The organism is Pseudonocardia charpentierae (assembly GCF_031845345.1).
Taxonomy (GTDB): domain Bacteria; phylum Actinomycetota; class Actinomycetes; order Mycobacteriales; family Pseudonocardiaceae; genus Pseudonocardia; species Pseudonocardia charpentierae.
Genome location: NZ_JAVREJ010000003.1, coordinates 280,187 through 292,185 on the forward strand (window position 1 = coordinate 280,187; position 11,999 = coordinate 292,185).

The following is an 11,999-nucleotide window of genomic DNA, read 5'->3' on the forward strand; positions in this document are numbered from 1 at the left end:
CCCCGCGTCTCCGAGACCCGCCGGTCACCGGTGACGACGAGGAGAGAGATGCCCGAGACAACGCCACTGCAGCCGCTCGCACCGTGGGTGTCGCTCGCGTCCACGGACGCCGACTGGGACGCCCTCGACCCGAAGATCCTGGACACGATGCTGGCGCAGCTGCATCTCATCCGGACCTTCGAGGAGGAGGTGCTGGGGCTCGCGGGACAGAAGCTGATCAACGGACCGGCCCACGCCAGCATCGGCCAGGAGGCCGGAGCCGTCGGGTCGGGGCTCCCGCTCGTGGGAGCCGACCAGGTCAACGGCAGCCACCGCGGCCACCACCAGTTCCTCGCCAAGGCGCTCGGCTTCGTCGCGCCGGACGGGCTCGACCCCCGCAAGCCGCTGCCCGAGAAGGTTCGCGAGGTGCTGCACAAGAGCATGGCGGAGATCGCCGGGCTCAAGGACGGCTACTGCTACGGCCGCGGCGGATCCATGCACCTGCAGTGGATCGACGCCGGGGCGATGGGCACGAACGCCATCGTCGGTGGTGCGGTCCCCTTCGCCGCGGGCTTCGCGTTCGCCGACAAGTGGGCCGACACCGACAACGTCTCGGTCACCTACTTCGGCGACGGCGCCACGAACATCGGCTCGGTCCTCGAGACGATGAACCTCGCGGCCGCGTGGAAGCTCCCGGTCTGCTTCTTCATCGAGAACAACCAGTACGCCGTGTCGACCACCGTCCAGGAGGCGACCGGCGAGCCGCGGCTCTCGGCGCGCGGGCTGGGCTTCGGCATCCCCAGCTGGCAGGTCGACGGCCAGGACGTCGTCGCGGTGTACCTCGCCATGCAGCAGGCGTGCGAGCACATGCGCAACGGCGGCGGCCCCACCGTCATCGAGGCCGAGACCTACCGCTACTTCCACCAGAACGGCCCGTTCCCGGGCAGCGCCTTCGGCTACCGCTCCAAGCTGGAGGAGCAGTCGTGGCGCGATCGCGACCCGATCGCCAAGATCGAGGGTCACCTCGTGCGCCGCGGCCTCTACACCGAAGACGAGCTCGCGGGAGTCCGTAAGTCGATCAAGGCCGCGATGGGGGAGATCGGCGCGGGCCTGGTGGAGCCGGACCCCGCAGGCAAGCCGGGGCAGCTGCGCATCCGCCCCGAGCTGTGGCCCGACCCGGCGTTCCTCGACGTCGGCATCCGCGGCGACCTGTCGAGCCTCGAGGGGCTGACCGTCCGCGAGGAGGCCGACTTCGAGCCGGACGAGCTCGAGCAGCGCAAGTTCATCGAGGTCGTCGCGGACGTCATGGGGCACCGCATGGAGACCGACCCGTCGGTCGTCGTGATGGGGGAGGACGTCCACCGGCTCAACGGCGGGTCCCGCGGTGCCACCAAGGGGCTCAAGGAGAAGTTCGAGGACCGGGTGTTCGGCACGCCGATCTCGGAGGCCGCGTTCAGCGGGCTCGGCGGCGGCCTGGCGCTGGACGGCCGGTACTACCCCGTGGTCGAGCTGATGTACGCCGACTTCATCTGGGTGGCGGCGGACCAGCTGTTCAACCAGATCGGCAAGGCCCGGCACATGTTCGGCGGCGACCACGACATGCCGCTACTGCTCCGCATCAAGATCGGCACCGGCACCGGCTACGGCTCGCAGCACTCGATGGACCCGGCGGGCGTGCTCGCCACCTCGGTGGGCTGGCGGATCATCGCGCCGTCCACGCCGCTGGACTACGTCGGCCTGGTCAACGCCGCGATGAAGCTGAAGGACCCGGTGGCCGTGCTGGAGCACGACGCCGACCTCTACAAGATCTCGGGTCTCGCGCCGAAGCACGACTTCGACTACATCCTGCCGCCCGGTGAGGCCGCGATCCGCCGTGCCGGCTCGGACGTCACGGTGATCAGCTACCTGTCGATGGTGCACCGCTGCATGGACGCGGTCGCCGAGTCGGGCGTCGACGGCGAGGTCATCGACCTGCGGTGGCTGGACCCGGCGAGCCTCGACTGGGACACCGTCGAGGCCAGCATCAAGAAGACGAACAAGGTGCTCATCGTCGAGCAGGGTTCGCTGCAGACGTCGTACGGCGGCTGGCTGGCCGACGAGATCCAGCGCCGCTACTTCGACTACCTCGACGCGCCGGTCGCCCGGGTGCACGGCAGCGAATCGTCGCCGAGCATCTCGAAGGTGCTCGAGGCGGCCGCGCTCGCCAGCACGGGCGACATCGTCTCCGCACTTCGCAGTATCTGAGCCCTCCGCAGCATCTGACCCGCACCCGGCCGCTTCCCGAAGGAACCTGAGATGGCTACCTACTTCCGCATGCCCGGTGTGTCGGCCGACTCCGACGAGGCGGTCCTGGAGTCCTGGACCGTCGAGCAGGGGGCCCAGGTCGCGAGCGGGCAGACGATCGCCTCGGTCGAGACCGAGAAGGCCGTCGTCGACGTGGAGTCCGACGTCGACGCCGTCGTGCACACCCTGCTGGTGGAGAACGGGGCCACCGTCCCGGTCGGCGACCCCATCGCGATCCTGCTCGGTGTCGACGAGCCGGCCGCCGCGGCCGAGAAGCTGCTGGCCGACCTGGGTCTCGGGGGCGCCCCGGCCGGTGGCGACGCTCCGGACGTCGAGGAGGCCTCGACGGGGACCGAGACGCAGGTGGAGAAGGAGCTCGACGCCGCGGTGCAGTCGGTGCCGGAGGACGCCACCGCGCCGGACGGTCCGGCGAACGTGGACGAGACCCCGGTGGCGCAGCACGTCGCCGTCGGCGCGGAGCCGGCCGCGAGCGGCAACGGGGGGCGCCGGTTCAGCAGCCCGAGTGCCCGGCGGCTGGCACGCGAGCTGGGCGTCGACGTCAGCACGTTGAGCGGGAGTGGCCCGAAGGGTCGTGTCGTCAACGCGGACGTGCGTGCTGCGGCCGAGGCCGCGCCCGCGGCGGCTGTGCCGGCTCCCGCCGCCCAGCCGGCTCCGGCCGCACAGCCGGCCGCCGCCGCGGCGGCTCCCGCTCCCGCAGCGGCCGCCGCAGCGCCGGCTGCGGCCGTGCCCGAGGGGTGGACCGCGGTCCCGCACAGCCGGATCCGCAAGATCATCGCGTCCCGGTTGCAGGAGTCCAAGAACACGGCGCCGCACTTCTACCTGCGGATGTCCGCGCGGGTCGACGCGCTGCTCGCGCTGCGCGCGCAGCTCAACGCCTCGGGCCGGGTGAAGGTCTCGGTCAACGACTTCATCGTCAAGGCCGCAGGCCAGGCGCTGGTGGACGTGCCGGCGATGAACGTCGTGTGGACCGAGGACGCGGTCCTCCAGGCTCCGACCGCCGATGTCGCCGTCGCGGTGGCGAGCGAGAAGGGCCTGGTCACTCCTGTGATCCGGGACGTGGCGTCGCTGTCGCTCTCCGGGCTGTCGGCGAAGATCAAGGATGCGGTGGGCCGCGCGAACCAGGGCAAGTTGTCGACGGCCGACCTGCAGGGCGGCACGCTGACGGTCAGCAACCTCGGCATGTTCGGCGTCGAGGAGTTCGACGCGATCATCAACCCGCCGCAGGCCGGGATCCTCGCCGTCGGTGCGGCTGTGCGGAAGCCGGTGGTGGGCGAGGGCGACACGCTCGAGATCGCCTCGGTGCTCTCGCTGGTGCTGTCGGTCGACCACCGCCCGGTCGACGGCACGGACGGCGCCCGCTGGCTCGCCCGGCTGAAGGAACTGCTGGAAGAGCCGATGCAGATCGTGGTCTGAGAGTGATCCTCGACGAGATCGAGTCCGTCATCCTGGACCTCGACGGCACCGTCTACCTGGGTGAGGCCGCCCTGCCCGGCGCTATCCGGACCGTCACGGCCCTGCGGGACGCGGGCAAGCGGATCATCTTCTGCAGCAACAATCCCACGAAGCACCCGGAGGACTACGCGGCCAAGCTGACCCGGCTCGGCATCCCGGCCGATCCCGCCGAGGTGTTCACCAGCCTGGCCGCGACCGTCCGCTGGGTGCTGACCACGATGCCCGGGGCGGCGGTGTTCCCGATCGGGGAGCAGCCGCTGCACGACGCACTCACCGCGGCCGGTGTCGACATCTGCGACGACCCCGCCCGGATCGACCTGGTGATCAGCTCCTACGACCGGACGTTCGACTACCGCAAGCTGCAGATCGCCTTCGACGCGCTCTGGTTCCACCGCCGGGCCCGGTTGGTGGCCACCAACCCGGACCGGTTCTGCCCGTTCCCCGGCGGTCGCGGGGAGCCCGACGCCGCGTCGATCACCGCGGCGATCAACGCCTGCACGGGCGTCGCGTGCGAGGCCGTGTTCGGCAAACCCGAGGCCGGCCTGCTCGACATGATCGCCGACGCCACGGGCCTCGTGCCGGCGACCACGCTGATGATCGGCGACCGGCTGTCGACGGACATCCGGTTCGCGCACAACACGGGCATGATCGGCGCGCTGGTGCTCACGGGCGAGACCGACCGCGCCATGCTCGCCGCCGCCCCGGCGGCCGACCATCCCCATGTCGTGCTGGAGCGCCTCGACGACCTGCTCGTCGCGGCCCTGCCCGCCGACACGGAGTTCGCCGACACGGAGCCCGCCGGGACACAGGCGGACCGGTCGTGACCGGCCTGGACCCGGGACGGGCCGGCGCGTACATCGCCCGCTGGGACCTGCCGCTGCGCGCCGTCGAGTCGGGGCCCGGCGCGCTGGCCACCCTGCCCGCGGTGCTCGACCGCTTCGTTCCCGTCGCCGATCTCGCGCTGGTGGTCGACGGGACGCCGATCACCTACCCCGGGGGCGACGTCGTCGCCGCGGTCCGCGGGCTGCTGCCGGCCGGGACCCCGACCCGCACCGTCACGGCCCTGGCCGGGGAGCACGGCACGGTGCTCGACGAGCCCACCGTGGCCGCGGGGGTCGCCGCAGCGAAAGGCGCGTCGCTCCTGCTGTCCGTCGGCTCGGGCACGGTGACCGACCTGGCCAAGCAGGTCGCGTCCGAGCTCGACGTGCCGGTGGTCGTCGTGCAGACCGCCGCGTCGGTGAACGGCTACGCCGACTCGTTGTCGGTCCTCGTCCGCAACGGTGCCAAGCGGACCGGGCCGAGCACGTGGCCGAGTGCCCTGATCATCGACCACGACGTGCTGCGTGCCGCCCCGGACCGGCTGACCCGGGCCGGTGTCGGCGATGCGGCCGCGGCCTGGTGTTCACCCGCCGACTGGTACCTCGCGTGCGCGCTCGGCCTGGACCGCGCGTTCGACGGCGAGGTCCTCCAGCCGGTGCTGGACGCCGCCGAGGTGATGCTGTCGGCCGATCCGGCGACGCCGGAGGCCCTCACCGCGCTGGCCGACACCCTGACGCTGGGCGGGCTGGCCATCGGCGCGACCGGCACGACCGCCAGCCTGTCGGGCTGCGAGCACCTGATCAGCCACCTGCTCGACATGGCGGCGATGGCCGACGGCACCGAGCACGACCTGCACGGCGCGCAAGTCGGCGTGGCGAGCGTCGTCTCCGCCGCGCTGTGGGAGATCGCGCTCGAGGACGACGGTGTCGGGGCGCTCACCGCGTCGGACCTCGCGCCGCCGGACGACCTGCGCGCACGGGTGGAGGAGTGCTGGATGGACCTCGACCCGACGGGCCGCCTCGGGGCCGAGTGCTGGGCGGCGGTCGAGCGCAAGTTCACGACGTGGGAGGAGCAGCGCGGCGGCACCAGCCGGTTCCTCGGCGACTGGGCCGCCCACGAGGAGACCCTGCACCGCTACGCGTACGCGCCGGAGGTCCCCGCCCGCGCGCTGGAGCGGTGGGGCGCCCCGCTGCGCTTCGCGGACCTGACCCCGGCCGTGGACCCGGAGCGGGCGCGGTGGGCGCTCCGCTGCCTCCCGTTCATGCGCGACCGCTTCACCCTGGCCGACCTGCTCCTGCTGGCCGGCCGCTGGAACGACGAGCTCGTGGAGCGCGTCCTCGACCGTGCCGCCCGCACCGGCGGCGGCCTGTAGAAACCCCGATCCACTCCGCCCGCCCGACTCTGGGCCAAGACGACAACGAGGTGTAGGCATGAGCGCTGGGCAGGCATTCGTCGGCATCGACGCCGGGACCACCGGCTGCACGGTGATGATCTTCGATGAGAACGGCAAGCGGCTGGGGCAGGGCTACCAGGAGTACCCCTGTACGTCCCCTCGCGCCGGGTGGATCGAGCAGGACGCCGAGGCGGTGTGGGACGGCATCTGCGCCGCCTCGAAGGCAGCGGTGGCGGCGGCGAACCTGCCCGCGTCGGCGTACAGGTCGGTCGGGCTCTCCAGCCAGCGCGGCACGGTTCTCATGCTCGACGAGAACAAGCACAACCTCATGCCGTCGGTCGTGTGGAACGACGGCCGCGCGCTGAAGTACCAGGAGGAATTCGCCAAGGAGATCTCGCCGGAGGACTACCAGACCCACACGGGCATGCAGCTGTCGCCGTTGTGGACCGCCGCGAAGATCGCGTGGCTGCGCGACAACGACCGTGACGTGTTCTCGCGGACCCGCTGGTTCGCCAACGGCCAGGAGTACTTCCTGCACCGCATGGGCGCCGAGGAGTGGGTCACCGACCCCGCGTCGCTCACGCTCAACGGCATGATGGAGATCGGCAAGCTCGACTGGAGCGACCGGATCCTGGCGCTCTGCGGCATCGACCGCGACCGGGTGCCGCCGGTGGGTATCCCTTCCGGGCAGGCCGGCACGCTGTCGGCGACGGCCGCGGCCGAGACCGGGTTGCCCGCCGGCATCCCGATCTGCCGGGGTGCTGGCGACCAGCAGTGCGCGGCGATCGGCGCCGGCGTGGTGAGCCAGGGGCAGGCCGAGTTCACCGTCGGCACCGCCGGCGTCATGGTCGCCCACCTCGACAGCCTGGACCGCATCCAGGGCCGCAATCTCTGGTGGGGCGGCCACGCGGTGCCCGGAGCCTGGGACATCGAGGGTGGCGCGTTCGCGCTGGGCGCCTCCCTGAAGTGGTGGCGCGACAACCTCGGCGCCACCGAGCAGATCGCCGCCGACACCATCGGCGAGAGCGTCTACGCGCTGATGGTGAACAAGGCGCTGACGGCGCCGGCCGGCGCGAACGGGTTGCTGTTCCACTCGTTCCTCGCGAGCCAGGTCACGCCGTACTACGACGCCGCGTCCCGCGGCGGCTGGATCGGCCTCGGCCTCTACCACGACCGCGCGGACATGCTCCGCGCTCTGCTGGAGGGCTGTGCGCACGAGATGCGGATGGTCGTCGACTCGTTCCAGTCCGACATCAAGGGCGGCATCACCGACCTGCGGCTCACCGGCGGCGGCACCAAGTCCGACGGGTTCGCCCAGGTCATGACCGACATCATCGGGCAACCCACGAAGGTCACCCGTGAGCGCGAGTGCACGGTGTTCGGTGCCGCCATCCTGGGCGCCTTCGGTTCCGGGGCGTTCTCGTCCATCGGCGACGCGGTCGAGGCGATGGTGAACGTCGAGGGCGAGTTCGAGCCCAACCAGTCGACCAAGGAGCTGTACGACGAGGCGAACGGCATCTACCGCGGTATGTACGAGGCGATCGCGAAGGGCGGGCAGTACCAGAAGCTGAACGACTTCTCGACCCGCAACTTCTGACCGGGCTCACTGTCAGGAAGGCCACCTTCAGGGCACGTGGCGCCGTGAAGGTGGCCTTCCTGGCACGAGCCGGGTCAGTCCGGGCGGACCTCCAGCACGACCTTGACGCCCTGCGAGACGAGGTCGATGCCCTTCTCCCACTCGTCCAACGGCAGCCGGGCGCCGATCACCGGCTCCAGGTCGACGTGGCCGGACTCCACCAGGCGCAGCGCGGTCTGGAAGCTGGACGCCCGCTTGCCGCGGGAGCCGACCAGCTCGAGCTCGTTGTTGATCAGCTTGTCGATGTCGACCGTCGGCGGGGTGTGGAAGAACGCGACGAGCACGATCCGGCCGCCCTTGCGCAGCAGCGGGGGGACACTCTCCAGGATGCCCGCGGCGCCGCTGCACTCGAAGACGCTGTGGGCGCCGTAGCCGTCGGTCAGCGACTTGACCACGGCCTCGACGTCCTCCGTCTCGGAGTCGACGGTGCGGTCGACGCCGAGCCGGCGCGCCAGCTCCAGGCGGTCCGCGTGCCGGCTGCGCCCGACGAGGACGACCGTCGCGCCCACCGCCCGCGCCACCTGGGCGCACAGCAGCCCGATCGCGCCGGGCCCGATCACCACGACCACCTCGCCCGCCAGCGGCGGGCTCTGTTCGATCACGGCGTGCACGGACACCGCCAGCGGCTCGCTGAGCGAGCCGGCGGCCATCGACAGCCCCTCGGGCAGCTTGTGCACCGTCTCGGCGGGCATGACGAGCTGGTCGGCCAGGCCGCCGTCGACGGTGGTGCCGATCCCGAGCCGGTAGGGGCAGCGGTTGTACTCGCCCTTGAGGCAGTACTCGCAGTTCCCGCAGCGGTAGGCGTCGGTCTCGACCGTCACGCGGTCGCCGACGGCCAGGTGCGCGGTGACGTCGGAGGCGATGGCGGCGATCGTCCCGGCGACCTCGTGCCCGAGCGTCCGCGGCACCTTCATGTCGTGCCCGCCCGCGATGGCGCTGCGGTCCGTGCCGCAGATCGCCACGGCGTGCACGTCGATGAGGACCTTGCCGGGCGAGAGTTCGGGCGCCGGGACCTCCTGCACTGCGACGTTGCCGGGACCGGGAGCGAACTTCACCAGTGCACGCACGGTACGGAACGGTACCGACTCGGCCTCGGCTTCACCAGACATGTACATACACGTCTATTGCGCTGGGGGCACCCGCCCGGCAGACTCGGCTGGCCGGTTGATGTGACGCACGACAACCTCGATACAGCGAAGAATCGATGGGGGAAACGATATGCCAGACGGGTACATCCTCGGGTTGGACGCGGGGACGTCCGTGGTCAAGGCGGCGATCTTCGACCTGCACGGCAACGAGCTCAACAGGGGCGCCCGCAGCGTTCCCATCACCAACCCCGAGCCGCATCTGGCCGAAGAAGACATGAACGAGGTGTGGGTCGCCGCGACCGAGGCGATCAGCCAGGCGCTCACGGGCGGCTCCGTCCGCGCGGACGAGATCCTCGGGGTCTGCGCCACCGGCCAGGGCGACGGCAGCTGGCTCATCGACGGCAACGGCAAGCCGATCGGCCCCGCGCTGCTGTGGACCGACGGCCGCGCCGGCGAGATCGTCGACGCCTGGAACACCGACGGGTCGATCACCCGCCAGTTCGACGTCAGCGGCACCGGCCCCTACGCGGGTACCACCGCGGCGCTGCTGCGCTGGCGGCAGGACAACCAGGCCGAGCTGCTCGACGGGGCCACGAACCTGTGGTGCAAGGACTGGATCGAGTACAACCTCACCGGCGACGCGTCGACCGACCCGTCGGACGCCAGCCTGTCGGGCATCGACGCCCGCAACCGCACCTACTCGGACCAGGTGTTCGAGGCGTTCGGGATCAACGACAAGACCCGCGCCACGCTGCCCAAGCTGCGCAATCCCACCGAGCAGTGCGGCACCGTCACCAAGCACGCCGCCGGTGTCACCGGGCTCCGCGAGGGCACGCCGGTGTTCAAGGGCCAGATGGACATCACGGCCTCGTCGCTCGGCGTCGGCGTCGCACGGCCGGGCGACTGCATGGCCGTGGTCGGCACCGCGGGCATCGTCACGGTGGCCACGAACGACCTCAGCACCGGGTTCCAGCCCCCGGACGTGGGCTGGGTGATCCCGCACAGCCCCGACACCTGGATCCGCGCACTGGGCATGAGCAACTGCACGCCCAACCTCGACTGGTACCTGCGCGAGTTCGGCGAGCCGTTCCGCCTGGAGGCGTTCGCCCAGCCGGGCGAGGTCGGCCTGTTCGACTTCCTGGACGCGGGGATCAAGGCCACGCCGGTCGGCTCGGCCGGTCTGATCTTCCACGGCTACCTGGCGCCCGGTGGCGAGCGTGCGCCGTTCATCAAGCCGAGCGCCCGGGGCATGTTCAACGGGATCACCGGCAGCCACACCCGCTGGCACCTGCTGCGTGCGGTGTACGAGGGCGTCGCCTACGGCATCCGCGACTGCCTCGACTCCATCCCGACGCAGGTCGACACCGTCCGCATGGCCGGTGGCGGCGCGAACAGCGCCGTCTGGGCGCAGATCTTCGCGGACGTCCTGGGCCGGCGGATCATCATCCCCGCCGGTACCGAGTTCGGTGCCAAGGGTGCTGCGATCGTGGGCGGCGTCGGTCTCGGCGTCTTCGACAGCTACGAGTCGGGCGTCGACGCGACGGTCAACATCGTCCGGGAGTACGAGCCGGACCGGGCCAAGACCGACATCTACGACGACTTCTTCGCGATCTACCGCGACCTGCGGATCTCGACGCTGAGCAGCTGGGACAAGCTGCAGGCGGCGACCCGGAAGGCCGCGGCGTACAACGGCTGATCCTGTCGTCCTGCGGCCCGGTCGTCCGGTTCTTCCGGGCGGCCGGGCCGCAGGCGTTCCCGGGAGCGCAGATGGCTGATCGCGTGCGCGCCGTCCTGCGGCGCCGGTCCCGGCCGTGGACGTGGCGGGCGACCAACCTCGCCCTGTTCGGCGTCCTCGCGCTCGCCTTCGTCACCGGTGCGGCCGCACACGCGACGGGGTCGGCGCGGGGCGCGTGGATCGCGGTCGTGCACGGCGTCGTCGGACTCGTCGTGGTCGCGCTGATCCCGCGCAAGAGCCCGGTCGCCGCCGGCGGCATGCGCCGCAGACGGCCGGGCCGATGGCTGTCCGTCGGGCTCGCCGTCGTGGCGCTCGGCACGCTCGCCGCCGGGGTCGGCTCGTCGACGGGAGTGCCGGGCCCCGTTGCGGGGGTCGAGCCGCTGTGGCTGCACATCGCGCTCGCCCTGGTGCTCCTGCCGCTGCTGGCCTGGCACGTCGTCGCGCGGCCGCTCCGCCGCCACCCCGTCGATCTCGGACGGCGGACCCTGGTGCACGCAGGACTGCTCGCTGCCGTGGGGGGCGCGCTGTACGCAGGGCTCGAGGGCGCCGTCCGGATCGCCGGGCTGCCCGGCGCGCAGCGGCGGTTCACCGGGTCCCACGCGGTCGTCCCGGCCCGGATGCCGGTCACCAGCTGGCTGGACGACGCCACGCCGGCCGTCTCCGGAACCGACTGGCGGCTGGCCGTGACCGACGCGGCCGGGACGCGGCACCTCTCGCTCGACGAGCTCGTCGCCCCGGGCACGGCGACCGTGCAGGCGACGCTGGACTGCACGTCGGGCTGGTACGCCACGTCGGGCTGGACCGGTGTGCCGCTGTCGCGGCTGCTGACGGCCGTCGGTCCCGCATCCCGGAGCATCCGGGTGCGCTCCCTGACGGGGTACGACCGGTACCTGCCGCTGTCCGACCTGGACCACCTGCTGCTGGCGGTCGCTGTCGGTGGGGCGCCGCTGACGCCTGGGCATGGGTACCCGGCCCGGCTGGTGGCGCCCGGGCGGCGCGGGTTCTGGTGGGTCAAGTGGGTGGCCGGGGTGGAGCTGTCACCGCGCCCGTGGTGGGCGCAGCCGCCATTCCCGCTCGACTGAGATCGAGCGGCCCCGGTGGACCGCGTTGCGCGACACTGCTCCTGTGCCCGCGATCGACGACCCGGACGAGCTGCGCCGCCGCGTCGCCGCCGCGCCCGTCGCCCGGCTCGCCACCGTGCGACCCGACGGCAGCCCCCGGCTCGTGCCGGTCACGTTCGCGCTGCTCGCAGAACTCGGAGACCTGCTGTGTTTCGCCGTCGACGAGGTCAAGCCCAAGCGGGACGCGCGGCTCGCCCGCCTCGAGGACATCGCGCGGGATCCGCGGGTGACGCTCCTGGTCGACCACTACGAGGACGACTGGGCGGCGCTGTGGTGGGTCCGCGTCGACGGGACCGCGGCCGTGCACGCCGACGGCGCGCTGCGGGAGCGGGCGCTCGACGCGCTCGCCGCCGAGTACCCGCCCTACCGCGTCGCGCGCCCGGCCGGACCGGTCGTCGTGATCACGCCCGAGCGCTGGAGCGGATGGGCGGCGCGCTGAACGTCGGGGGTGGTGTCGCCCGACATGGGCGAC

Annotated in this window: 9 protein-coding genes; 8 read left to right on the plus strand and 1 reads right to left on the minus strand. The window is 72.0% G+C overall.

Annotation, left to right across the window (positions count from 1 at the left end; genetic code table 11):
- The first annotated feature begins 48 nt into the window (after positions 1 to 48).
- From RM445_RS06785 to RM445_RS06805, 5 genes are read left to right on the plus strand one after another with little or no spacing between them, the layout of a single operon-like run.
- The gene (locus RM445_RS06785) at positions 49 to 2,223 is read left to right on the plus strand and encodes an alpha-ketoacid dehydrogenase subunit alpha/beta (RefSeq protein WP_311555211.1); all 2,175 of its coding nucleotides are present in this window, start codon (positions 49 to 51) and stop codon (positions 2,221 to 2,223) included.
- A 51-nt stretch (positions 2,224 to 2,274) separates the two neighbouring features.
- Entirely contained in the window at positions 2,275 to 3,696 is a 1,422-nt protein-coding gene (locus RM445_RS06790) for a dihydrolipoamide acetyltransferase family protein (RefSeq protein ID WP_311555213.1), read from the plus strand.
- Between the two features lie 2 nt (positions 3,697 to 3,698).
- Positions 3,699 to 4,559 carry an HAD-IIA family hydrolase gene (locus RM445_RS06795; protein ID WP_311555214.1) on the plus strand — a complete coding sequence of 287 codons (861 nt, stop codon included), beginning with the start codon at positions 3,699 to 3,701 and terminating at the stop codon, positions 4,557 to 4,559.
- The gene (locus RM445_RS06800) at positions 4,556 to 5,926 is read left to right on the plus strand and encodes an iron-containing alcohol dehydrogenase (RefSeq protein WP_311555215.1); all 1,371 of its coding nucleotides are present in this window, start codon (positions 4,556 to 4,558) and stop codon (positions 5,924 to 5,926) included. The genes RM445_RS06795 and RM445_RS06800 overlap by 4 nt, the downstream gene beginning before the upstream one ends.
- A 58-nt stretch (positions 5,927 to 5,984) precedes the next feature.
- Complete coding sequence (locus RM445_RS06805) at positions 5,985 to 7,544, plus strand: FGGY-family carbohydrate kinase (RefSeq protein ID WP_311555216.1); 1,560 nt, start codon at positions 5,985 to 5,987, stop codon at positions 7,542 to 7,544.
- A 74-nt stretch (positions 7,545 to 7,618) separates the two neighbouring features.
- Here RM445_RS06805 and RM445_RS06810 read toward each other — a convergent pair whose 3' ends face one another.
- The gene (locus RM445_RS06810) at positions 7,619 to 8,650 is read right to left on the minus strand and encodes a zinc-binding dehydrogenase (protein WP_311555217.1); all 1,032 of its coding nucleotides are present in this window, start codon (positions 8,648 to 8,650) and stop codon (positions 7,619 to 7,621) included.
- 151 nt (positions 8,651 to 8,801) lie between these two features.
- Between RM445_RS06810 and RM445_RS06815 the strand changes: the two genes are divergently transcribed.
- From RM445_RS06815 to RM445_RS06825, 3 genes are all read left to right on the plus strand, one after another.
- On the plus strand, positions 8,802 to 10,367 hold the full coding sequence (locus tag RM445_RS06815) for an FGGY-family carbohydrate kinase (RefSeq protein ID WP_311555218.1): 1,566 nt from the start codon (positions 8,802 to 8,804) through the stop codon (positions 10,365 to 10,367).
- Positions 10,368 to 10,438: 71 nt separating this feature from the next.
- Positions 10,439 to 11,488, plus strand: a complete 1,050-nt coding sequence (locus RM445_RS06820; RefSeq protein WP_311555219.1) for a molybdopterin-dependent oxidoreductase — start codon at positions 10,439 to 10,441, stop codon at positions 11,486 to 11,488.
- A gap of 43 nt (positions 11,489 to 11,531) precedes the next feature.
- Positions 11,532 to 11,966: a TIGR03668 family PPOX class F420-dependent oxidoreductase gene (locus tag RM445_RS06825; RefSeq protein WP_311555220.1), complete on the plus strand. Its 435-nt coding sequence runs from the start codon at positions 11,532 to 11,534 to the stop codon at positions 11,964 to 11,966.
- Positions 11,967 to 11,999 lie beyond the last annotated feature (33 nt).

Coding starts and splice junctions, on each gene's coding strand:
- RM445_RS06785 (WP_311555211.1), top strand. CDS start 49: ATGCCCGAGACAACGCCACTGCAGCCGCTCGCACCGTGGGTGTCGCTC.
- RM445_RS06790 (WP_311555213.1), top strand. CDS start 2,275: ATGGCTACCTACTTCCGCATGCCCGGTGTGTCGGCCGACTCCGACGAG.
- RM445_RS06805 (WP_311555216.1), top strand. CDS start 5,985: ATGAGCGCTGGGCAGGCATTCGTCGGCATCGACGCCGGGACCACCGGC.
- RM445_RS06815 (WP_311555218.1), top strand. CDS start 8,802: ATGCCAGACGGGTACATCCTCGGGTTGGACGCGGGGACGTCCGTGGTC.
- RM445_RS06820 (WP_311555219.1), top strand. CDS start 10,439: ATGGCTGATCGCGTGCGCGCCGTCCTGCGGCGCCGGTCCCGGCCGTGG.